General features: G+C 61.9%; 20 protein-coding genes and 1 pseudogene. 13 read left to right on the plus strand and 8 right to left on the minus strand.

The features are described from left to right. From VNX23_RS01365 to VNX23_RS01385, 5 genes are all read left to right on the plus strand, one after another. On the plus strand, nt 1-806 hold an 806-nt coding region (locus tag VNX23_RS01365; RefSeq protein ID WP_325627204.1), incomplete at its 5' end, for a DnaB-like helicase C-terminal domain-containing protein. Between the two features lie 51 nt (nt 807-857). Continuing rightward, nucleotides 858-2,048: an alanine racemase gene (alr, locus tag VNX23_RS01370; protein WP_325627206.1), complete on the plus strand. Its 1,191-nt coding sequence runs from the start codon at nt 858-860 to the stop codon at nt 2,046-2,048. 11 nt (nt 2,049-2,059) lie between these two features. Beyond that, a complete protein-coding gene (locus VNX23_RS01375; protein WP_325627208.1) occupies nt 2,060-2,830 on the plus strand; it encodes an exodeoxyribonuclease III in 771 nt (256 codons plus the stop codon). Between the two features lie 330 nt (nt 2,831-3,160). Continuing rightward, the gene (locus tag VNX23_RS01380) at nt 3,161-4,045 is read left to right on the plus strand and encodes an HD-GYP domain-containing protein (RefSeq protein WP_325627210.1); all 885 of its coding nucleotides are present in this window, start codon (nt 3,161-3,163) and stop codon (nt 4,043-4,045) included. Nucleotides 4,046-4,128: 83 nt separating this feature from the next. Beyond that, nucleotides 4,129-5,229 carry a DUF2336 domain-containing protein gene (locus VNX23_RS01385; RefSeq protein WP_325627212.1) on the plus strand — a complete coding sequence of 367 codons (1,101 nt, stop codon included), beginning with the start codon at nt 4,129-4,131 and terminating at the stop codon, nt 5,227-5,229. 190 nt (nt 5,230-5,419) lie between these two features. Here the strand turns inward: VNX23_RS01385 and VNX23_RS01390 are convergent, their stop codons facing one another. Beyond that, nucleotides 5,420-5,953 carry a c-type cytochrome gene (locus tag VNX23_RS01390; protein ID WP_325627214.1) on the minus strand — a complete coding sequence of 178 codons (534 nt, stop codon included), beginning with the start codon at nt 5,951-5,953 and terminating at the stop codon, nt 5,420-5,422. Beyond that, complete coding sequence (soxC, locus tag VNX23_RS01395) at nt 5,940-7,259, minus strand: sulfite dehydrogenase (RefSeq protein WP_325627216.1); 1,320 nt, start codon at nt 7,257-7,259, stop codon at nt 5,940-5,942. The genes VNX23_RS01390 and soxC overlap by 14 nt, the downstream gene beginning before the upstream one ends. A gap of 387 nt (nt 7,260-7,646) precedes the next feature. On the opposite strand from soxC, the gene VNX23_RS01400 reads away from it, so the two are divergent. The 8 genes and pseudogenes from VNX23_RS01400 (at nt 7,647) to VNX23_RS01435 (ending at nt 15,825) form a co-directional block, all read left to right on the plus strand. Next, a complete protein-coding gene (locus VNX23_RS01400; RefSeq protein ID WP_325627218.1) occupies nt 7,647-8,369 on the plus strand; it encodes a sulfite exporter TauE/SafE family protein in 723 nt (240 codons plus the stop codon). A 58-nt stretch (nt 8,370-8,427) separates the two neighbouring features. Next, nucleotides 8,428-8,547, plus strand: a pseudogene (locus tag VNX23_RS30950) (prohibitin family protein); the annotation flags it as partial. Nucleotides 8,548-8,693: 146 nt separating this feature from the next. After that, nucleotides 8,694-10,157 carry a DNA repair protein RadA gene (gene radA / locus VNX23_RS01410; protein WP_325627222.1) on the plus strand — a complete coding sequence of 488 codons (1,464 nt, stop codon included), beginning with the start codon at nt 8,694-8,696 and terminating at the stop codon, nt 10,155-10,157. Between the two features lie 153 nt (nt 10,158-10,310). Then, nucleotides 10,311-10,940, plus strand: coding sequence for a CvpA family protein (locus VNX23_RS01415; RefSeq protein ID WP_325627224.1), 630 nt, complete (start codon nt 10,311-10,313; stop codon nt 10,938-10,940). A 22-nt stretch (nt 10,941-10,962) separates the two neighbouring features. Beyond that, nucleotides 10,963-12,483: an amidophosphoribosyltransferase gene (gene purF / locus VNX23_RS01420; RefSeq protein WP_325627226.1), complete on the plus strand. Its 1,521-nt coding sequence runs from the start codon at nt 10,963-10,965 to the stop codon at nt 12,481-12,483. A 168-nt stretch (nt 12,484-12,651) separates the two neighbouring features. Next, the gene (locus VNX23_RS01425; RefSeq protein ID WP_325627289.1) at nt 12,652-13,392 is read left to right on the plus strand and encodes an SDR family NAD(P)-dependent oxidoreductase; all 741 of its coding nucleotides are present in this window, start codon (nt 12,652-12,654) and stop codon (nt 13,390-13,392) included. Between the two features lie 142 nt (nt 13,393-13,534). Continuing rightward, nucleotides 13,535-14,761: an ABC transporter substrate-binding protein gene (locus tag VNX23_RS01430; protein ID WP_325627228.1), complete on the plus strand. Its 1,227-nt coding sequence runs from the start codon at nt 13,535-13,537 to the stop codon at nt 14,759-14,761. A 293-nt stretch (nt 14,762-15,054) separates the two neighbouring features. Then, a complete protein-coding gene (locus VNX23_RS01435) occupies nt 15,055-15,825 on the plus strand; it encodes a prephenate dehydrogenase (RefSeq protein WP_325627230.1) in 771 nt (256 codons plus the stop codon). Here the strand turns inward: VNX23_RS01435 and VNX23_RS01440 are convergent. From VNX23_RS01440 to VNX23_RS01465, 6 genes are all read right to left on the minus strand, one after another. Next, the gene (locus VNX23_RS01440) at nt 15,813-17,069 is read right to left on the minus strand and encodes a TCR/Tet family MFS transporter (RefSeq protein ID WP_414642935.1); all 1,257 of its coding nucleotides are present in this window, start codon (nt 17,067-17,069) and stop codon (nt 15,813-15,815) included. The two genes, VNX23_RS01435 and VNX23_RS01440, sit on opposite strands and share 13 nt — an antisense overlap. Further along, a complete protein-coding gene (gene der / locus VNX23_RS01445; RefSeq protein ID WP_325627232.1) occupies nt 17,066-18,451 on the minus strand; it encodes a ribosome biogenesis GTPase Der in 1,386 nt (461 codons plus the stop codon). Before der ends, VNX23_RS01440 begins: the two co-directional genes overlap by 4 nt. Before the next feature lie 192 nt (nt 18,452-18,643). Next, the gene (locus VNX23_RS01450) at nt 18,644-19,192 is read right to left on the minus strand and encodes a hypothetical protein (protein ID WP_325627234.1); all 549 of its coding nucleotides are present in this window, start codon (nt 19,190-19,192) and stop codon (nt 18,644-18,646) included. Nucleotides 19,193-19,223: 31 nt separating this feature from the next. Beyond that, a complete protein-coding gene (locus tag VNX23_RS01455) occupies nt 19,224-19,877 on the minus strand; it encodes a tetratricopeptide repeat protein (protein WP_325627236.1) in 654 nt (217 codons plus the stop codon). A 337-nt stretch (nt 19,878-20,214) separates the two neighbouring features. Further along, on the minus strand, nt 20,215-21,039 hold the full coding sequence (panB, locus tag VNX23_RS01460; RefSeq protein ID WP_325627238.1) for a 3-methyl-2-oxobutanoate hydroxymethyltransferase: 825 nt from the start codon (nt 21,037-21,039) through the stop codon (nt 20,215-20,217). Nucleotides 21,040-21,042: 3 nt separating this feature from the next. Next, nucleotides 21,043-21,627, minus strand: a complete 585-nt coding sequence (locus tag VNX23_RS01465) for an NnrU family protein (protein WP_325627240.1) — start codon at nt 21,625-21,627, stop codon at nt 21,043-21,045. Nucleotides 21,628-21,755: the final 128 nt, after the last annotated feature.

Below are 21,755 nucleotides of genomic sequence, written 5' to 3' on the forward strand. Positions count from 1 at the left end.
AATCCGGCTCGATCGAACAGGATGCCGACGTGGTGATCTTCGTGTTTCGCGAGGAATTTCAGGCCGACGGGACGAAGAAGTCGGTCAATGGCGGCATCATCGGCTTCTTCTCCTGCGAAATGTCGGCCGAACAGCTAGCCACCCGTATCATCGCCGAACGCACCGGAATCCCCTCAAGCACCATCCGGCGCGGCGGCATCACCGAAAGTGACTTCGAAAAAATTCGTGACTACTCGATCGAGTTGCAGTCGCTGCCGTTCTATGTCGACGAGACCGGCGGCCTTTCGATCGCGCAGTTGAATGCGCGCGCGCGCCGGCTGAAGCGGCAGAAGGGCCTCGACCTTCTCGTCGTCGACTATATTCAACTGTTGCAGGGATCCGGCAAGCGTTCCGAGAGCCGCGTGCAGGAGGTCACGGAAATCACCACCAGCCTGAAGGCGCTTGCCAAGGAACTTAACATTCCCATCATCGCGCTGTCGCAATTGTCGCGCCAGGTCGAGAACCGCGACGACAAGCGCCCGCAATTGGCCGACTTGCGTGAATCCGGCTCGATCGAACAGGATGCCGACGTGGTGATCTTCGTGTTTCGCGAGGAATACTATCTGGCCAACAAGGAGCCGCGCGCCGGGACGCCGGAATACGAAAAATGGCAACTGGACATGTCGCTGGTACACGGCAAGGCCGAGGTGATCATCGGCAAGCAGCGCCACGGTCCGACCGGCACCGTCGAACTCCACTTCGACGCCTCCATCACGCGCTTTGGCGACCTCGTGCCGGACAACCAGCTGCCCGACCGGAGCTACTGACGCGGGCCATCGGCGGTTGAACCGGTGCGATCCGGCAGGTAAAACGGCGGCATGAACATCGCCTCCGATCCGAAATCGATTCCCGCCAATTCCGTGCTCTCTCCCGAGGCGAACAAGGCGGCGGCGCTGGCCACCGCTACCGGCGTGCTGACGGTCAATCTCGACGCTATCGTCGCCAACTGGCGCAAGCTCGAGAAGGCCGCTGTTCCGGCCGAGTGCGCCGCCGTCATCAAATCCAACGCCTACGGCCTGGGTCTGGAACCCGTGGCCCGTGCGCTGGCCAAAGCCAGTTGCAAGACATTCTTCGTCGCCAACCTCGATGAAGCTCGCGCCGCCCGGGCCGTTGCCCCTGCGGCTGCGATCTATGTACTCAACGGTTTCATCCAGAACACCGGCGAGGGCTACGCCAAGATCGACGCCAGACCCGTGATCGGCGATCTCAACGAACTCGCCGAATGGGACGTGTTTTGCCGCCGCACCGGCTGGTTCGGCGGTGCAGCCATTCACATCGACACCGGCATGCAGCGGCTCGGCCTGACGATGTCCGAAGCGCAAGGTCTCATCCCCAGGATCAACGCCGGTGATCACGGCGTCACGCTCGTGATGAGCCACCTTGCCTGCGCCGAAAATCTCCATCATCCGCTGAACGCCCGACAACTCGCGAGCTTTCGCGAAATTGCCAGCCTTTTTACCGGCGTGCCTGCATCGCTGTCGAATTCGTCCGGCATTTTCTTAGGTCCCCCGTTTCTGTTCGACGTAGTGCGCCCGGGAGTGGCGCTTTACGGGGTCAATCCGACGCCGGAAGCCGACAACCCGATGCAGCCGGTTGTCGAACTGAAGGCGCGCGTTCTGCAGATCCGCGAGGTCGAGCGCGGCGAAAGCGTTGGATATGGCGCGACCTGGACGGCACGACGGCCAACCCGGCTTGCGATCGTTTCGGCCGGCTACGCCGACGGCTACTTCCGCGCCGGAGGCAGCAACGACGGCACCCGCGGCGCCGAGGTCGTGGTCGCCGGCAAACGCTGCCCGATCGCCGGCCGCATCTCGATGGACGTGATGGCGGTTGACGTCACCGATCTCGAAAAGAACGCGGTACGCCGCGGCCACCTGGTGACGCTGATCGGCGACGGCATCACCGTCGACGAGCTTGCTCATCATTTCGGCACCATCGGTTACGAGGTCCTGACCAGCCTCGGAAGACGCTACGCGCGGGTTTACAAGGGCGATACCGGCGAGGGTTAGCCGACTCGCCGATGAAAGTCGCGACCTTCAACATCAACAACATCAACCGTCGCCTGCCGAACCTGCTGCGATGGCTGCAACGAGCCAAACCCGACATCGTTGCCCTGCAGGAATTGAAAGCGGCGGACAACGATTTTCCGCGTAGCGCGATCGAAAAAGCCGGCTACGGCGCGGTGTGGCACGGTCAAAAATCCTGGAACGGTGTAGCAATCCTGGCGCGCAAGGCAGAGCCGGTGCTGACCCGCAGCGAATTGCCTGGCGATGGCAGCGACCGCGAGGCGCGCTACATCGAGGCTGCCGTCAAGGGCATCATCGTCACCAGTCTCTATCTGCCCAACGGCAACCCGCAGCCCGGGCCGAAGTTCGACTACAAGCTAAGATGGTTCAAGCGGCTCAATTTGCACGCGGCGAAATTGATCAGGCAGGATGTGCCGGTGGTGCTCGCTGGCGATTACAACGTCGCACCGACCGCGTTCGATATCTATCTCACGAGATCATGGGACAAGGACGCGTTGATCCAGCCCAAGAGTCGCGCCGCGTTCAAATCGCTGGTGGCGCAGGGCTGGACGGATGCGATCCGGCACCTTCACCCGGAAACACCGATGTTCACCTTCTGGGATTACAAGCGCGATCGCTGGCGACGCGACGCGGGCCTGCGGCTCGATCATCTGCTTGTGAGTCCCGTGCTTGCGCCGCGGCTGAAGAAAGCCGGCGTCGATCGGATGACGCGCGGCGAAGAAGGCGCGAGCGATCACGCACCGGCCTGGATCGAGCTAAGATAGCTGCGAAACGCCTTCCGCCCGTGAAGCCGATTTGAACGCGGCATCACCATCGTTCCACGAGTTCCAGTGCCACTCCTGTTTTAGCCTTTGGTTAGGAAAATTACCCTAGGTTGGCCCGTTAATACTGGTTAACACCACACTTGGCGGCCAGACTTCGTTTTCGAGCGGCCTGACATGCTTGTTCATTTCATCACGGATGAACCCGGGAAGATACCAGCGATACGCGCGATGCTGGAGCCACAACATCGCATCACTACCCGAGTGCTCGGGGCAGGCGATACTCACACCGCTTCAAACGGCGTGCTCATGGTCGACGCTGACCTGCGTCAGATGGCGCGCGTCGAACAGATCAAGGGTGTGTTGAGCGAGCTGCGCTGCATTACGGAAAAGCTGTTCGTTGTCCAAAGCCATCTCCAGCAGATGGTGTCCCAGGCCTATGCGCTCGGAGCGACGGCAGTGGTCTGCAGTTCCCGGGAAATCGTTTCCAAGCTAACGCAGATTGAGGCTGCGACAAAGGCGGCAAAGGCCGACCTTGACGGCCAAACACCAGAGATCTCGAACAGTGCGGCGGCTTTCGCTTCCATGTTCTCAGCGGCCAGGCGCGGCAAATCGATAGATCTTTCGGATGCCGAAAATGCCACATCGCTGATCGTCAGCGCCATCGAACAAAATGGCCTGACTGCGTGGCTGGATGACGTTCGACGGTACCATGAAGGCACGTTCCAGCACTGCCTGCTGGTGACGGGCGTGGCCATCGGATTTGCTTTGGATGTCGGGTTCACTGGTGCGGATGTGAAACGGCTCGGAATGGCGGCAACCCTGCATGACATTGGAAAAGCGCGTATTCCCCTATCGATTCTCGACAAGCCCGCGCAGCTCGCCCCCGACGAAGACGAGATCATGAGGCAGCATCCGGTGATCGGATTTGAATTGCTGCAGGATCTCCCGGGCGTCACTCCGGAAATTCTTGATGGGGTGAGGCATCACCACGAATTTCTTGATGGCTCGGGTTATCCCGACAGCCTGACGGCCTCACAAATCTCCGATCTGGTGAGGCTGCTGACCATTTCAGATATCTTCGCAGCCCTTATCGAGACGAGGCCATATCGACCCGCAATGCCCCGCCCAAACGCCTACCAGATTTTGTGCAGCATGGACGGAAAGCTGGAGCGAGCGCTGGTAACCGCGTTTCGAAGGTCAGCGCTCGGGGCGTGAGACGTCGGCACGTTGAACTATGTGAGGGTTTTTAGAGGTGCTGGTGTTGAACGCTGGCCACCTGTTACGGGATTGGGATTGAGATGGGTATAACGGCATCGGCAGCTTTGATTGCGGAACTGGATGACGTCATCAGGGCCGGATCGCGTTTGCGACAGACGAGAATCCTGAGGCAGGTGACGGACCTGTTCCGGACCGCCGTCCGCCAGCTGGATGAAACCCAGACGGATGTCTTCGACGAGGTCCTCGTTCGACTGGTCGAGAGCGCCGACCTGCAGTCACTGGTCGATCTCAGCGTGATCCTGTCCGGGATCGAACTGGCACCGCGCGAAACCGTTTGGCGACTTGCGTTTCATGAAGACGCGTCGGTCGCAGCACCCGTGCTGGCAAACTCCAATCGTCTTTCCGAAACGCATCTCGTTGAGATCGCCAAAACAAGAGGCCGGCAGCATCTGTTGGCTATTTCGGCCAGAAAAGCCCTCAACGAAATGCTGACCGACGCGCTGATCAGGCGCGGCGATTCCGAAGTGTTCAAGGCGTTGGCACAGAATGGAGGAGCCCGCTTCTCCGAGGCCGGTTATGCCGTGCTCGTCGGAAACGCCGAGCGCGACGAAAGCCTGCTCGAAGGTCTCGGCCTTCGATTGGACATTCCCGCAAAACTCCTGCGCAGGTTGCTTGGAACGGCCACGGACACCGTCTGGGCGCGACTTTCAAACGCGACCCGCCCTGTTGTGCGCGACAGGCCGCAACTGCCGAGCGTGGCGGGCGCCGCAGCACCAGGTCCGACAGACTATGCGCAGGCGATCGAGCAGATGGTTGCGCTCAATCGAGCGGGCAAATTGAACGACTCGCCGGTAAACCGGTTTGCGATCAGGGGCGAATATACCCATGTGGTGGCAGCGCTGTCCTTCATGACGGACGTCAAGGTCGAGGACATTGAGCCCCTGATTCACAGCGACCGGCTGTACGGACTGATCGTGGCGTGCAGGGCGGCGCGGCTCGACTGGGCGACCACGAGCACGATCATTCGCTACCGGCCGGGATGTCCTCCCACCACCCAGCAGGAACTCGATCGGGCTCGAGAGATTTTCGAAGCCTTGTTGCTGTCGGTCGCGCAATGGACGGCCCGGTTCGGTCTGGCTCGAGACACTTCCGAAAAAATCCCGCTGGCACGGCAGGGCTGAAGGCATCTCGACCTCCCCCGCTCGCCCCGCAGAATCCGCCAACAGAAAAGACCGCCGCGAGGCGGTCTTTTCATTCGCCGGTTAGAGCATGATCCGGAAAAGTGGAAAAATGAGATCATGATGCGCTTCCACTTAATCGCATCATGATCTAGCAAATGCGCGATCGCAGGGTCGCTGGCGTTGGACCTGCCTAGATGCGATCCGGGAAGCGGATGATGAAGTTGTCCCGGTTGGGCATTCTCACCTTCGGCAGCGTCTCCGCATTCATCACGTCGTTGGCGCCGATCAATTTGTTCTCTGCGAGTATGTAGGCGGTAAGCGCATAGACCTCGTTGTCGGAGAGTGAGCGCGGCGCCTGGAATGGCATCGCGCGGCGGATGAAATCGAAGATCGTGGTCGAATCCCCGATGAAGTTCTTGATCGTCTTCTGTGATGCGGAAATTCCATCGATCTTGGCATCGCTGACAAGGGCTGCGGCGAAACCACCCTTGCCGTTTTCGCCGTGGCACATTGCACATTTTTCGGCGTAGATCGGTGCGCCCTGCGCGGGCGTGCCGCTGCCCTTCGGCAGCCCCGTGCCGTCGGGCAGGATGCTGATGTCCCAAGCCGCAACGGCAGCCTCGTCCAGCGGCTTGCCGAGGTGCGGCGTCTCGGCCAGGCATACGCCGGTCATGATCGCCAGCAACAGCGAAGCGGCATAGATCGCGCGCCTAGGCGTAGACATGTGCGACCTCCCCGCTGCTCGCTACCCCCCAACTGGTGATCGAATTGAAGTGCTGATTGGGAAATGCCAGGACCGGCGGCTTTTTCGCAAGTTCGCCGCGCGTTGCAACGAATTCGGCGCGGGTCGGTTGCACGTTGCCGGCCTCATCCCATGCGCGACTCTGCAGTGTGGCTGGTCCGCCATCCCAGCGCCAGGGCATGCGGAAGCGGGTGAAGGCTTTGCTCAGAACCGGTTCCTGAAGCGCCGCCTGCGCCCAGCTCTGACCGGCATCGGCTGAAACCATGACCTTTTCGATCCGGCCGTTGCCGGAATAGGCGAGCCCCGAAATCTCGTAAAGACCGGGACCCTTCAACGCCATTCCGTGCGACGGGCGGGTGATGAAGGATTTGACCTCTTGCAGGAAATAGAACCGGTAGGCCTTTCCGCTCGGCAGGATCTGCGAATAGGTCCGCGCCTCGTAGTAGCTCATGGCCGGCTGCTCGACGAGCTTGATGCGGCGCAGGAACTTGACGTTCATGTTGCCTTCGTAGCCGGGCAGCAACAGACGCATCGGGTAGCCGTTGCCCGGATTGAGACGCTCGCCGTTCTGGTACAGCGCAATCATGGCGTCATCCAATGCCTTCTTCACCGGCACGCTGCGGCTCAAATGTGGGGAATCAGCCCCCTCCGCAACGAACCATTTTGCCCTGGGATCGATTCCGGTTTCCTCAAGCAGGGTCGAAAGCTTCACGCCGGTCCACTCCGCGCAGGAGACGAGCCCGTGCAGCGCCTGAATGTTCTCCTGCAAGGGTTCGGGAGAAAACAACGGCGCACTGTTGCCGCCGCATTCGATGAACGTGACGCGCGAGACCATCGGATAGCGGGAGAGTGTATCCAGCGTGAACTCGGTCGGCTGTTTCACCAGCCCATGGATGACGAGCCGGTGCTTTTCCGGATCGATGTTGGGGACCCCGCCGTGATTGATATTGAAGTGAAGCCCATTTGGCGTGATCGTTCCCTCAAGCAGATGGTGCGGCGTGCGGGCATGCGAATTGCGCGGTTCGTTGTTGGGATTGCTCAGCGTGCGCACCACCTTGGCCTCGAATTTCGATGGCCCCTGGTAGGGAGGCATCGGGTCACCGACTTCAAGGCTCCATGGATCGTCGGCCAGTGGTTCGGCAGCCGCAGATGCGGGCCCAATGCCCGTACTCATCGCGCCCGCCAACACCATGCCGCGCCCAAGCAGCGCCCGGCGGTCGATCAACCCGTTTCCTGCGACCGGTTCAAGAGTTTCAACGGGCGTCTGGCGATCCCTCGATCTGACCATGCCTCACCTCCCTCGAGTGCGGGCGTTTTCAACCGCCCTCTTGCTCATGCGCAAGTGTCCCGATTCCGAACTTCGCATCATTTTGCGGCGATCTTGTTTGCGAACTTCGGAATCCAAAGGACACTAGCAAGTCCTGTTTCTAGTGTGGCTTTGGTTCAGAAGGCCGCATAACGAACTCGCCGCTGCAATGATGCGGACTTCTGAACCGCCACACTAGGCTAGCTCTTCTCCTGTTCAAGAACAATTGGCCGGATTTCATCGGGTCCGGGACCGAATGAAGGACACGGCGAAGTATTCGCTGCCGGTCAAAGGCCCTTCTTGACGCGGCGCGAAGAAGCGCCGCTCGTCGCACCGGGACGTACAACCGATTCGAAGGAGACAAGGCTTTTGGATTTCCTCTTCGTCCTTGCGGTCGGGCTCGTCGCCGGCACGATCAGCGGCATCGTCGGCACCGGCTCCTCGATCATGCTTATGCCGGTCCTGATCTATGAATATGGCCCGAGGCAGGCGGTGCCGATCATGGCAATTGCAGCCGTGATGGCCAACTTCTCGCGCATCCTCGCCTGGTGGCGCGAGGTCGACTGGCGGGCCTGCGCAGCTTATTCCGCACCCGCCATTCCGGCCGCGGCGCTTGGCGCGCGAACGCTGCTCGTGCTGCCGTCGCGCACCGTCGATATCTGCATCGGTCTGTTCCTGATTGCGATGGTGCCGGCGCGGCATTGGCTCGCTCGCCACCAGTTGAAGCTCTCGCTCTGGCATCTTGCGATCGGCGGCGCCGTGATCGGCTATCTCACCGGGATCGTGGTTTCGACCGGGCCCCTGAGCGTGCCGCTGTTTCTGTTCTACGGCCTCACCAAAGGCGCCTTTCTGGCGACGGAGGCGGCGAGCTCGCTTGGCATATATGTGAGTAAATCCGTCACCTTTCAGCGCTTTGGTGCGCTGCCTGTCGAAGTCGCCGTACAAGGCCTGATCGCCGGCGCCTCGCTGATGGCAGGCGCTTTTGTCGCCAAGCGCTTTGTCTTGCGGCTCGAGCCGGAGGTTTTTCGGTGCCTGATGGATGTCATCATGATCGTGGCCGGCCTTTCGACGCTTTGGACGGCATTTTCATAAAAATCGGTCGTCGGCGTCGCCTCGGTCTCAACCGACGCGAGCAAAACTCCCCGTCACCGGCGAAGTCGAGGCTGCCTCCATCGAGGCGCGCGCCAAGGCGCTCGGCACCAATCCGAACCTCGTCACGCTGATGCAGGCCGAACGCTGGAACGGCGCCCTGCCGACAACCATGGTTCCGGGCTCAGGCGGTGCCGTTTGTATTGGTCAAATGAGGGGTTATGCCCCGGAGATGATATTCGGCGCAAACATGGACGGCATTGCCGGCCGCCATTCCATGCTATGGGAAAGCGTTCGCTCTCGATTCCGTCGTCGAACGAAGCCCCCATGGCCAAGAACGCGCTCTCTTTCGTCTGCCAGAACTGCGGCGCTGCCTATAATCGCTGGCAGGGCAAGTGCGACTCCTGCGGCGAATGGAACACGCTCGCCGAGGAAGACATAACCGGCGCGACGACGATGCCGGTCTCGATCCGCTCCAAGCGGAAGGGACGGTTGTTCGCCCTGGAAAGTCTCACCGGCAAGAGCCAGGACGCCCCTCGCCTGTCCTCCGGCATGCTCGAGCTTGACCGGGTCACCGGCGGCGGATTCGTGCGCGGCTCGGTGCTGCTCGTCGGCGGCGACCCCGGCATCGGCAAATCGACGCTTTTGACCCAAGCGACGAGCCAGCTGGCGCGCGCCGGCCATCGCGCCGTCTATATTTCGGGTGAAGAGGCGGTCGCCCAGGTGCGGCTGCGCGCCGAGCGTCTGGGCCTTGCGGACGCGCCCGTGCAGCTCGCCTCGGAAACTTCCGTCGAGGACATCGTCTCCACACTTTCCGAAGGCACTGTACCGCGCCTGATCGTGATCGATTCGATCCAGACCATGTGGACCGACACCGTGGAATCGGCGCCGGGAACGGTGACCCAGGTACGGGCCTCGGCACAGGCGCTGATCCGGTTTGCCAAGAAATCGGGCGCAGCGATCATCCTGGTCGGCCATGTGACCAAGGACGGTCAGATCGCCGGCCCTCGCGTTGTCGAGCACATGGTCGACGCCGTGCTATCGTTCGAGGGTGAAGGCTCGCAGCAATTCCGCATTCTGCGTGCCGTAAAAAACCGGTTCGGCCCGACCGACGAGATCGGCGTATTCGAGATGACGGGATTAGGCCTGCGCGAGGTTTCCAATCCGTCCGAGTTGTTCTTGTCGGAGCGCGATCTTGGCAGCCCGGGCACCGCGGTGTTCGCTGGCATCGAGGGCACCCGCCCGGTGCTGGTGGAACTACAGGCGCTGGTGGCGCCAACCTCGCTCGGCACGCCGCGACGCGCCGTGGTCGGCTGGGACCCGAGCCGGCTCTCGATGGTGCTGGCGGTGCTGGAGGCCCATTGCGGGGTCAAATTATCCGGCCACGATGTCTATCTGAATGTCGCAGGCGGCTTGCGGATCCAGGAACCCTCCGCCGACCTCGCCGCGGCCGCGGCCCTGGTGTCATCGCTGGTCAATGCACCCCTGCCGCCGGATGCGGTCTATTTCGGCGAGATTTCACTGTCGGGCGCGGTCCGGCCGGTGCCGCAGACCTCGGCCCGGCTGAAGGAAGCGGCAAAACTTGGTTTCGGCCGCGCCATACTGCCCGAATCCGTCCGTGCCGAGGTCAGCGAAGCCGGTTTATCTCTGCATTCGGTGGGGGGACTGACGAGCCTGGTCGCGGAAATCGCCGCGCGCGGCGCTCCCAGGGGGAACCGGCCGCCGAATCGGGAAAGTGCTGCTGCAGAGAAAAATGCCACACCTGAGAGATTCCGACGCAAAGAAGGCTAGCCGGGCGTGACCTTAACCGCCCTCGCCGCTATACAACCCGCGCGCGGGGCGGCGCGACCTCGGGCCTTGCGAGCTGGCCTTGGTGACCGTCAACTAGGGTGGCCACGATTACGCCGATTCGCGGCTTGAACTTACGAGCGGACCGACCAGCCGATGCCGATTACGATTCTCGATCTCGTTCTGCTCGCCGTGATGCTGATCTCTGGCCTCTTGGCAATGGTCCGCGGGTTCATGCGCGAGATTCTTTCGATCGCGGCGTGGGGCGCCGCCGCGCTGGTCACCCTTTACAGCTACTCAAAGTTGTTGCCGACGGCCAAGACCTATTTCAACAGCGACACCATCGCGAGCATAGCGGTGGTTGCCGGCGTGTTCATTGGTACCCTGATCATCGTCTCCGTGATCACGGTGCGGATTTCCGACATGATCCTGGACTCCCGGATCGGGGCGCTGGACCGCACCCTCGGGTTCCTGTTCGGACTGGCCCGCGGCTTGCTTATCGTCGTCGTGGCCTATGAGTTCTTCATCTGGCTTGTTCCCGACAAGCAACGGCCCGACTGGGTGGTCGGGGCTAAGTCACGAACGATGCTGGATTCGACCGGCGAATGGCTCAAAGGGCTCTTGCCGGACGACCCGGAGAACACCATTTTGAAGAGATTCAAGAAGAATAAACCCGAGGAAGAGCAAACTGACGCCGACCAGGCGGCGCCGGGGTCGGGCGATGGGTATAGCAAGCCGAACCGCGAGAGCCTGAAAAAGCTGATCGAAAAGCCCGCGGCACGTTAATACCAGGCCAAAGAGAGGCGCGATGGACAGTAAACAGAGCCCTTCCGACGACGCCGAACAACGGGAGCCGAACCCCGGCTCCCCCTATCCGGAAATCCCTGACCTTGAAGGCGACACGTTGCGCGAGGAGTGCGGTGTGTTCGGCATCTTTGGCCATCCGGAAGCAGCGGCCATCACCGCGCTCGGATTGCACGCGCTGCAGCATCGTGGCCAGGAGGCTGCGGGCATCGTTTCATTTGACGGAACCCGCTTTCATTCCGAGCGCCGCCTTGGCCTTGTCGGGGATACCTTTTCCCGCCGCGAGGTGATCGAGCGCCTGCCCGGCAATGCCGCGATCGGCCATGTCCGCTATTCCACGACCGGCGAGACCATCCTGCGCAACGTGCAACCCTTGTTTGCCGAACTCAACGCCGGCGGGTTCGCAGTTGGCCATAACGGGAATCTGACCAACGGACTGACCTTGCGCCGTGATCTGGTACGCGGTGGCGCGATGATGCAATCCACCACCGACACCGAAGTCATCCTGCATCTGGTAGCGCAATCCAAACGCAGCCATTTCATCGATCGCTTCGTCGAGGCGCTGCGCGCGATCGAAGGCGCCTACTCGCTTGTCTGCCTGACCAACAAGAAGCTGATCGGCGCACGCGATCCGTTGGGCATCCGTCCGCTCGTGCTCGGCGAACTCGACGGCTGCCCGATTCTGGCCTCGGAGACCTGTGCGCTCGACATCATCGGCGCGAAATATGTCCGCGACGTCGAGCCCGGCGAGATCATCGTGTTTGACGAGCGCGGCGCGCGGAGCCACAAGCCGTTCCCACCGAAGCCGCCGCGGCCCTGCATCTTCGAGTACATTTATTTCTCAAGGCCGGATTCCATCGTCGGAGGACGATCGGTGTACGACGTCCGCAAGGCTTTCGGCGCGCAGCTGGCGCGCGAGAGTCACGTCCCGGTGGACGTCGTGGTGCCGGTGCCAGATTCCGGCGTGCCGGCGGCAGTCGGCTACAGTCAGTATTCCGGGGTGCCGTTTGAACTTGGCATCATCCGAAACCATTACGTCGGCCGCACCTTCATCCAGCCGACCCAGAGCGTGCGCGAGCTCGGGGTGCGCATGAAGCATTCCGCCAACCGTGCCGCCATCGAAGGCAAGCGCATCATCCTGATCGACGATTCGCTCGTGCGCGGCACCACGTCGAAAAAGATCGTCCGCATGATGCGCGACGCCGGCGCCCGCGAGGTCCACTTCCGGCTCGCGTCGCCACCGATCGTGTACCCCGACTATTACGGCATAGATTTGCCGGACCGCGGTGGCCTGCTTGCCGCCACCCATAATCTTGAAGAAATGCGCGAGCTGATCGGCGCCGACACGCTGGCGTTCCTGTCGGTGGACGGCATGTATCGCGCCATGGGTTATCAGGGGCGCGACCCCGCCAATCCCAAATTCTCCGACCATTGTTTCACCGGCGTCTATCCCACCAGCCTCACCGACCAGAACATGGTCGAACCACAACCGCGGCAATTGTCGCTATTGGCCGAAGCAAGCTGACGCACGGCGGTAAGGGATGGTTGTAGCGTCATGGCCGGGCTTGTCCCGGCCATCCACGTCTGTAAAACCCTCCGCGAAAGTAAGACGTGGATGCCCGGCACAATGGGCCTTTGCTCGGGCCGGCGAGGCCGGACCCGAGTGCCGGGCATGACGGAGAAACCTGTTTTCATGACCCTTCCCCTCGCCTCCCGTATCGCTCTGGTCACTGGCGCCTCGCGCGGCATCGGCTATGCGACGGCGCGCGCGCTCGCTAGCCGCGGTGCACATATCATTGCGCTCGCGCGAACCCAGGGAGGCCTCGAGGAACTCGATGACGAGATCCGCAAGGATGGCGGCAGCGCCACCCTGGTGCCCCTCAGTCTCACCGATGTCGACGGCATCGCGCGGCTTGGCGCGGCGTTGCACGAACGTCACGGCCAACTCGATATTCTCGTCGGCAATGCCGGTACCGCCGGTCCTTCCTCGCCGCTCGGCCATATCGACATGAAGCCCTGGAACGACGTGATGGCGATCAACGCAACCGCCAACTTTCAACTGATCCGCTGCATGGAGCCGTTGCTGAAAAAAGCCGATGCCGGCCGGGCGGTGTTCATCACCTCGGCGGCGGCGAGCACGGCGCCGGCCTATCTCGGCCCCTATTCGGCTTCCAAGGCCGCGCTGGAGGCGCTGGTGCGGGTATGGGCCCACGAAACGGCATCGACCCGGCTTCGTGTCAACCTGTTCAACCCGGGGCCGATCCGCACGCGCATGCGCGCCGCCGTATTCCCCGGAGAGGACCCGATAACGCTCGATACGCCTGAACGGGCGGCAGAACTCATCGTGCCGATGTGCCTGCCGTCCTGGAACGAAACAGGTCGCCTTTACGATTACCCGACGCGGACGCTGATGAGCTTTCGCGCCCCGGCCTGAAAGTTATCGCCTTGGATGATCCTGGATGCGCTAGGATAGCGCATTGCCGCCTGCAGTGAGCAAGATAACATCGCGGCAGGCGATCATGTGGGCAAGCTCCGAAAAAGAGAGACGCCCATTCTCGAAACGTGGAGGAATTCGAATGAGAATTTTACTTGCGCGCCGCTCCGCGGTGCTCTTCGCATTCGCGAGCCTGGGACTGGCGACACCGGCGCTGGCTCAGGACAAGACGGTGAAAATCGGCGTGCTCAACGACATGTCGAGCCTTTATGCCGACATCGGTGGCCCCAATTCCGTAGCCGCGGTCAAAATGGCCGTCGAGGATTCCGGCCTGCCCGCCAAGGGCTGGAAAATCGACGTTTTAAGCAGCGATCATCAGAACAAGCCCGACATCGGCGTCAACATTTCCCGGCAATGGATCGATGTCGACAAGGTCGATGCCGTGGTCGATACGCCGACCTCGAGCGTCGCGCTCGCGGTTTCCAATCTTGTCAAGGAAAAGAATGCGATCCTGATCAACTCGGGCGGCGCCAGTACCGACATTACCGGCAAGGCCTGCACGCCGAACACGCTTTCGGTAACCTACGATACCTACATGCTCGCCAACGGCACCGGCAAGGCACTGACCAAGGCCGGAGGCGACAGCTGGTTCTTCCTCACTGCCGATTACGCTTTCGGTCATGCCCTTGAACGCGACACTGCCGCGACCGTCACTGCAAGTGGCGGCAAGGTGCTGGGCGGGGTCAAGCACCCATTGAATACTGCGGATTTTTCGTCGTTCCTGCTGCAGGCGCAGGCCTCAAAAGCCAAGGTGATCGGCCTTGCCAACGCGGGCGGCGACACCACCAACGCGATCAAGCAGGCAGCTGAATTCGGCATTGTCCAGGGTGGCCAGAAGCTTGCCGCCCTCCTGCTCTTCATCACCGACGTGCACGCGCTGGGGCTGAGGACCGCGCAAGGCCTCACCTTCACCGAATCCTTCTACTGGGACTTGAACGACAGCACCCGCGAATGGTCGAAGCGTTTCCAGAAGGTTTCACCGAAGGGGATGATGCCGTCGATGACGGTGGCGGGCCTCTATGCAGGTGTGCTGCACTACCTCAAGACACTGGAGGCGATGGGAGGTAATCCGCATGACGGCATCAAGGTCGTCGCCAAAATGAAGGAATTGCCGGCCGACGATCCCCTGTTCGGCAAGGGCATCATCCGCGTCGACGGCCGCAGGCTGGTTCCGGGCTATCTGTTCGAGGTCAAAAAACCCGGGGAATCCAAATATCCATGGGACTACTACAAGCTCATCGCGACGATCCCCGCCGAGGAAGCCGCAAGGCCCCTTAGCGAAAGCGAGTGCCCGCTGGTGAAGAAATGATCACGTAGCAATCATTCCGGGCCGCGCTCAAAAACGCGAACCCGGAAATGATTTGTCCCGCGATGTTCCGTTATCACCGCAATCGCAGAACCAAGAACGCCGATGTCGGGGAACATTTGACAATCGCGGGCGCAGGCCTCTAGAACAGAGCATGCGTCCCGCCGTCAATCACCACTCGGCCTCGTATTACCTGCCGTCGACATAACGGCGGGCGCATTTTTCTTGCACAACCGCTGCGTTCCGGCGGTTGAGACAGAAAGACATCCGGCATCGCAGCTGAATGGAGCCTTGCGATGTCGCCAAAACCGAGAGCTATCCAGCCCACACACGTCAGGTCAATCGGGATACTCGGCTTTGGCGCCTTCGGCCGGCTGATTGCCGCGCACCTGCATCCATATTTCTCGCTTTTTGCCTGCGATCCCGCGCTGACCGCGGAAGACCAGCGCCACGATCATGTCCGGTTCGGCAACGTCTGCGACATCGCGCGTTGTGACCTTGTGATCCTCGCCGTCCCCATCGGCGACTTGTCTTCCGCGCTGAGGGAGATTCGTCCGCATCTTCGTCCCGGCGGCATCGTGGTCGATGTTAGCTCGGTGAAGGTTCGCCCCATCGCGCTGATGAAGGCGGAGCTGCCGCCATTCGTCGACATCGTAGGAACGCACCCGCTGTTCGGCCCACAAAGCGCTAGTCACGGCATCGTCGGGCGAAAGATCGCGCTGTGTCCTGTGCGCGGCAGCTCGGCTCCGCGCATCGCGGCGTTCCTGCGACACGCGCTCAAGCTTGCCGTATACATTGTCTCACCGGAGGAGCACGATCGGCAGGCTGCGATCGTGCAGGGCATCACGCATTTGGTCGCCAAGGTCCTGGTGCGTATGGAGCCGCTGCCCACGCGTCTGGCAACCGCGAGTTTCGATCATCTGATACGGGCGACCGAAATGGTGAGGTACGATGCGGCGAGCGTGTTTCTCGCGATCGAGCGCGAAAACCCCTACGCTGCGGAGGTCCGCGAGCAGTTTTTCCTGATCGCAGAGGCCACGCGGGCCGAGCTCGATCAGCGCGATTGAGCCAGCGTCTTGACTGCGATAACCAGCGCCAGCAACAGCAGCGCGCCGGCAAGCAGGAACGGCGCGCCCGGTAGCTTTGCCGGCGCATCTCGGCCGATGAAATAGGCAAAGGTCAGCGTAAACAGAAAAGGGCCGAGCAGCTGAGAGAGGCTTTGCACGCTGTTGGTGGCGCCCTGCAACTGGCCTTGTTGCTCCGGGGCGACCAATCGCGTGTTGAGCGCCTGCAGCGCTGCCCCGGACACTCCCCAGAGTGACATGACGGGAATGCCGAGCCAGAACAGAAGCCCGGTTGACGCCACGCCGAAAATCAAAAAGCCGGCGGCGCCGCAGGCAAGCCCCAGCATCAGGGCTCCGCGTTCGCCCAAACGCGCCACGATTGGCTCGATTCCCGCGCCCTGCACGACCATTGCACAGATTCCGACGGTTGCGAGGGTAAAACCGACGGCAGCTGCGTCCCAGCCATAACGATAAGTCGCATAGAGCACGAAGGTGGAGGGAAGGACCACATGCGCCAGCTGGGCAATGAAGTTGACCACGGACAGGCCGGCCAGCACCCGGTCCGACCGCAACAGATGCAGCGCGCCGATCGGATTGGCGCTCTTCCAACGGAACGGCGAGCGGCGATCGTGCGGCAGGGACTCCGGCAGGATCAACAGACCATAAATCGCGTTGGCGAAGCTGAGGCCCGCCGCCGCCCAGAACGGCAGGCGCGGATCGAGCCCGCCGAGCAGTCCGCCGATCGCAGGTCCCAGGACGAATCCGGCCCCGAACGCCACACCGACCTTGCCGAACACCGCTGCTCGACGCTCGGGAGGCGTCATATCCGCGATATAGGCAAAGGCGGTTGAAATGCTCGCCGAGGTGACGCCCGAAATGACCCGGCCGATGAAAAGCCAGACCAGGGAGGGCGCCAATGCCATCAGGACATAGTCCAGGCCAAGTCCGAAATTCGACAACAGCACCACGGGCCTTCGGCCGAAACGGTCGGACAGGCTGCCGAGGATCGGCGAGAAGACAAACTGCATCAACGCCCAGGCTGTGCCGAACAGGCCGAAAATTCGGGCCGCACGCGCCGTGTCGTTGTCGACGAAACTTTCCACGAGCTTTGGCAGAATCGGCACGACCAGGCCGAACGCCAACATGTCGAGCAGGATCGTGAGGAAGATGAACGCCACGGCCGCTGGGCGCGCTGGCGGCGGCGTCAGCGAAAGCTCGGGCGCACCTGCTTCTACCTTTTCGCTCAAGACAGCCGCTTGCGCTTGTGGGCGAACGGATTGGCCTTCTCGCGCAACGAGATCCGCACCGGCGTGCCCGGCAGCTCGAAATGCTCGCGCAAGGAGTTGATGAGATAGCGCAGGTAGGATTGCGGCACCGCATCGGCGCGCGAGCAGAACAACACGAAGCTCGGCGGCCGCGCCTTGGTCTGTGTGATGTAATTCAATTTCAGTCGGCGGCCAGACACCGCCGGCGGCGGGTTGGCGCTGGTCGCCTGCTCGAACCAGCGATTGAGTGAAGCGGTCGCTATTCGCTTGTTCCACACCGCGTAGGCCGCCTGGATCGCGTCCATCAGGCGGTCGATGCCTTCTCCCATCAAGCCCGACACCGCCACCACCGGCGCCCCCTTGACCTGCGGCAGCCAGTGATCGGCCTCGGTTCGAAGCGCCGAGATCGCGCCCGGCTTTGTTCCGATCAAATCCCACTTGTTGATCGCGATGACCAGCGCCCGTCCTTCGCGCTCGATCAGATCTGCGATGCGCAAGTCCTGTTCTTCGAACTTGTTCTGCGCATCCATCATCAACACTACGACCTCGGCGAAGCGAACCGCGCGCAATGCGTCGGCCACCGACAGCTTCTCCAGCTTTTGCTCGATCCGCGAGCGTCGGCGCAATCCCGCCGTATCGAAAACCCGAAAGCTGCGGCCCTTCCAGTCGATTTCCACGGCGATGGAATCGCGCGTGGTGCCGGCTTCCGCACTGGTCAGGAGCCGCTCCTCGCCGAGCAGCTGATTGATCAGCGTCGACTTGCCGGCGTTGGGACGGCCGACCACGGCTACCCGTATCGGCCGCTTCGCCAGCTCCTCATCGCTATCGACGATCTCCTCATCGTTGAAGGTCTCGTCCTCTTCGGCTGGTTTGGGCATCAGCGCACGCAGCGCATCGTAAAGATCGCTCATGCCTTCGCCATGCTCGGCCGATATCTGGATCGGCTCGCCGAGACCGAGCGCGTAGGCCTCGATCGCACCCGTTTCGCCATGCTTGCCTTCGCTCTTGTTGGCAATCAAAACCACCGGCTTGTTGGCACGGCGGGCGAGATCGGCAAAGGCTTGATCGGTCGGCGTAAGCCCTGCGCGCGCGTCAACCACGAACATCAGAGCATCCGCAAGACCGACCGCAGTTTCGGTCTGCTCCTGCATTCGCTCGGTCAGGGAGCCTTTCGCACCCTCGTCCAGACCTGCGGTGTCGATCACCGTAAATTGGAGATCGCCGAGGCGCGCGGCGCCTTCGCGGCGGTCGCGCGTCACGCCGGGTTGGTCATCGACCAATGCAAGCTTCTGGCCGACCAGCCGGTTGAACAGCGTCGATTTTCCGACATTGGGCCGGCCGATGATGGCGATGTTAAACGACATGACACGATCCCGGCGCGCAGGAGAATCGATTAGAGAATTCTCTGCTTTTCGATGTCCTCATCAACGGGACGGGAGATCAAAATCGAGCGCTGCAAAAGGGACACTAGCAACTCTATGATTCTGGTGTGGCTTTGGACTTGACGTTCCTGTGACAATCACGGCGAGACTGATAGGAACGTCAAATCCACCACACTAGCGTTGGAATGTGCCGCCCGGGAGCGGCGCCGGGAATGGCGCTGCGGATTGTTGCGTCGGCTGGGAAGGCTGTGCCGGCTGGGCGGCCGGTTGTGCATCGGCCGGCTGATCTGGCGGCGGCGCGGTGGTGCGCTGGCGGACGACTTTCTTCGGCTTTGGCGCGGGCGGCGCCGCCGCTGAAGTGTCTTCTTCTGGGGTTGCTGCGGGTTCGGCGTTGGCCGCCGCCGGCTGCTTGGTCTTGGATTTCGCGGAGCGCTTCGGCTTCGTATCCTCGGCCGGTTGAGCGGCGGCGGCTGCTGCCTGGGCATTCTGCTGATCGGCGTCCTGCTGCGCTCCCTTGTAAAGCGATTTCGGCACGCCCTGTTCGAGGCCTGGCACGCCGTCAGGGAAAACCGGCTTGCGCTCGCCCGGCAGCTTCTTCTTGGTATCGAGAAAATCGAGCATGTCCATCGGATCCCAGCTGCTCACGCTGCCGGAGCAGCCTGCCACCGCGCCCGACAGCGCCATCAGGACGGAAGCTGCGATCAGACGTTGGAAACAGCGCATGGTCGGTTTCTCGTTCAACCCGTTTCTGGCTTCAACTCTTCGCAACCGGCGGAAGCAATGCCTGCAACGCTTCGGCACGCGAACGCATCGCCGATGGCGTCTCGGCGTCGCCGGCGATCAAGTCGAGCCACTGCCGTGCTGCCGCCGTGTCGTTGGCGCGCCAGGCCGATAGCGCCAGCAGTTCGCGTGCCGTATGGCGAAAGGTCGCATCCGCTTTGGTCGCCGGCTCAAGGCGCTGGCGCATGCTCGGATAGCTTGCCGTGTCCAGCAGCAAGCCCGCGGCACGTATCCTCGCCAGATCCTGCTGCTCGGCCCCCATGCTGCGATCGCCGGCAATGTCGTCGTACATCCTGGCGCCCGCCTGCGGGTCGCGTGTTGCCACTTCCGCCGCCGCACGGAGTTTGGCCAGCATGCGATAGCCCCACGGCGCAGACGTCGCCAGCTTGCTGAAAGCCAATTCCGCCTCGGCGCGCTTGTTCTGCTCCGAAAGGTCGACGGCGGCATCGAAGGCCGCGCCCGCCTCCGCCGCCTTCTTGGCTTCCAGATATTGGTATCCGCGCCAGCCACCGACCGCGGCAATGATCAGAAGCGCAGCGGCGATGATGTAGATCGAATACTGGTCCCACAGCTTCTTGAGCCGTTCCCGGCGAACTTCCTCGTCTACTTCATCAAATAATTCAGACACTTAGAGAAATCCCATGCCAGCTGGCCGCGCCTGATCCCGGCGCTGGCTCAAACTTCGTTCCCGTGTGGCGCGGCGTTACCCTAGTCATATGGCGGTGGCAAGGCAAAGCTAGCCCGATCAAAGTCTTAACGCTGGAGTTGTCCACCTCGCGGAGACGCCCCCTTTTATCACAGCTCTGGCGCCATCGCTTCTGCTCAAATAAGGCCCGCACGATCAACCTGAGGCTACGCACTTTTACGAGCAGTAACTCCATGATTCTAGTATGGCTTCGGATTTGACGTTCCAATAACGCGCTTCGCGGCGAGACTGATAGGAACGTCAAATCGGCCACACAAATTTAGCCCTTGGTTTTCATGTCGTAGACGTGCTCGGGTCCGGGAAAGGCACGCGAGCGCACGTCGGCTGCATAGGCCTCGATCGCATCTTCGATCATCGGGCCCAGATTGCCGTAGCGGCGGACGAATTTCGGTGCCCGCGGCGACAAGCCCAACATGTCCTCCAGAACCAGTACCTGACCGTCGCAGGCAGCACTGGCGCCGATACCAATCGTCGGAATCTCGATGGTCTCCGTGATCTTTCGGGCCAGCGGCTCGGCGACGGCTTCGACCACGACCGAGAAGGCGCCCGCTTGCGCGACCGCGCGGGCGTCATCCTCGATGGGCTTCCAGCTACCCTCCTCGCGCCCCTGCGCGCGGAACGAGCCGAGCGTGTTGATCGATTGTGGCGTCAAACCGATATGGCCCATGACGGGAATGCCACGTTCGACAAGAAAGGCGATGGTCTCGGCCATCCGCGCGCCGCCTTCGAGCTTGATCGCACCGCAGTGCGTCTCCTTGAGCACCCTTGCCGCCGAGTGAAAGGCCTGCTCTTTCGACGCTTCGTAGGAGCCGAAGGGCATGTCGACCACGACAAGGGCGCGCTGAGAGCCGCGCATCACCGCGCGACCCTGCAAGATCATCATGTCGAGCGTCACCGGCACGGTGGTCTCGAATCCATGCATCACATTGCCAAGGGAATCGCCGACCAGAATGACGTCGCAATGGCGATCCACGAGAGCTGCGGTATGGGCGTGATACGAGGTCAGCATCACGATTGGCTCGCCGCTCTTGCGGGCGCGAATATCCGGGGCGGTCTTGCGCTTGATCGCGGACTGGACCGACATTTTCTACACTCCTACGACCGGAACGCCGATCACAACGGGATGAAATGCGAAAGCCAGCGCAAAATAGGCAATGATTCCGACCGCTATGGCGATGAGATCGTTACCCCAACCGCCGACCGGAATTGCCGGTGCACCTGCATCGCTCCGGTGCTTGAGCGAGATCCGGTCGAATACCGCCCATCCGAGGAATGAGCCGAACAGAATGATCGAGCCGAGATCGCCGTTGGCGAGCAGATGCGCCGCCGCCCACAGTTTGATACCCGCCAGCATCGGGTGCTTGAGCGTCGTATAGATATGGCCGCGGATAAAGGCGGCCACCACGAGGATGACGGCCGGCAACATCAGCGCTACCGTGATGTGCCTGAATGCCTTTGGCGGATTCCAGACGTCGACCCACCCCGTCGCACGGTAGTGGCCAAAGCCCCAGGCGATCAGCGCGATGCCCAATATCGAGACCAGCGCATAAACGATCTTGTAGCCACCCTCGCCCAATGCCGCGACGGCCCGCGCGCGCCATTTGCGCTGCGCCGGTAGCGTATGGGCCCCAAGGAACAGGACGAGCCCCAGGATCATCACCGCAAGCCCCATGATCTCCCTCCGGAAAGCCAGGTCTTATGCGCACCGCCTATCACTTTCGGGGCGCCGACGGCAATCCGCCAAAAGGGCGACTGATCCCTGGCCCGCCGCCTTTCCCGAAAGGTCCGCCAATGGCGCGG

The sequence above is a fragment of the Bradyrhizobium sp. genome, from assembly GCF_035570375.1.
GTDB lineage: Bacteria > Pseudomonadota > Alphaproteobacteria > Rhizobiales > Xanthobacteraceae > Bradyrhizobium.

What these genes read in the sequence shown, in the direction of transcription:
- alr (WP_325627206.1), top strand. Translation starts at nt 858, where the DNA reads ATGAACATCGCCTCCGATCCGAAATCGATTCCCGCCAATTCCGTGCTC.
- VNX23_RS01375 (WP_325627208.1), top strand. Translation starts at nt 2,060, where the DNA reads ATGAAAGTCGCGACCTTCAACATCAACAACATCAACCGTCGCCTGCCG.
- VNX23_RS01380 (WP_325627210.1), top strand. Translation starts at nt 3,161, where the DNA reads ATGGCGCGCGTCGAACAGATCAAGGGTGTGTTGAGCGAGCTGCGCTGC.
- VNX23_RS01385 (WP_325627212.1), top strand. Translation starts at nt 4,129, where the DNA reads ATGGGTATAACGGCATCGGCAGCTTTGATTGCGGAACTGGATGACGTC.
- VNX23_RS01390 (WP_325627214.1), bottom strand. Translation starts at nt 5,953, where the DNA reads ATGTCTACGCCTAGGCGCGCGATCTATGCCGCTTCGCTGTTGCTGGCG.
- soxC (WP_325627216.1), bottom strand. Translation starts at nt 7,259, where the DNA reads ATGGTCAGATCGAGGGATCGCCAGACGCCCGTTGAAACTCTTGAACCG.
- radA (WP_325627222.1), top strand. Translation starts at nt 8,694, where the DNA reads ATGGCCAAGAACGCGCTCTCTTTCGTCTGCCAGAACTGCGGCGCTGCC.
- VNX23_RS01415 (WP_325627224.1), top strand. Translation starts at nt 10,311, where the DNA reads ATGCCGATTACGATTCTCGATCTCGTTCTGCTCGCCGTGATGCTGATC.
- purF (WP_325627226.1), top strand. Translation starts at nt 10,963, where the DNA reads ATGGACAGTAAACAGAGCCCTTCCGACGACGCCGAACAACGGGAGCCG.
- VNX23_RS01425 (WP_325627289.1), top strand. Translation starts at nt 12,652, where the DNA reads ATGACCCTTCCCCTCGCCTCCCGTATCGCTCTGGTCACTGGCGCCTCG.
- VNX23_RS01430 (WP_325627228.1), top strand. Translation starts at nt 13,535, where the DNA reads ATGAGAATTTTACTTGCGCGCCGCTCCGCGGTGCTCTTCGCATTCGCG.
- VNX23_RS01435 (WP_325627230.1), top strand. Translation starts at nt 15,055, where the DNA reads ATGTCGCCAAAACCGAGAGCTATCCAGCCCACACACGTCAGGTCAATC.
- der (WP_325627232.1), bottom strand. Translation starts at nt 18,451, where the DNA reads ATGTCGTTTAACATCGCCATCATCGGCCGGCCCAATGTCGGAAAATCG.
- VNX23_RS01450 (WP_325627234.1), bottom strand. Translation starts at nt 19,192, where the DNA reads ATGCGCTGTTTCCAACGTCTGATCGCAGCTTCCGTCCTGATGGCGCTG.
- panB (WP_325627238.1), bottom strand. Translation starts at nt 21,039, where the DNA reads ATGTCGGTCCAGTCCGCGATCAAGCGCAAGACCGCCCCGGATATTCGC.
- VNX23_RS01465 (WP_325627240.1), bottom strand. Translation starts at nt 21,627, where the DNA reads ATGGGGCTTGCGGTGATGATCCTGGGGCTCGTCCTGTTCCTTGGGGCC.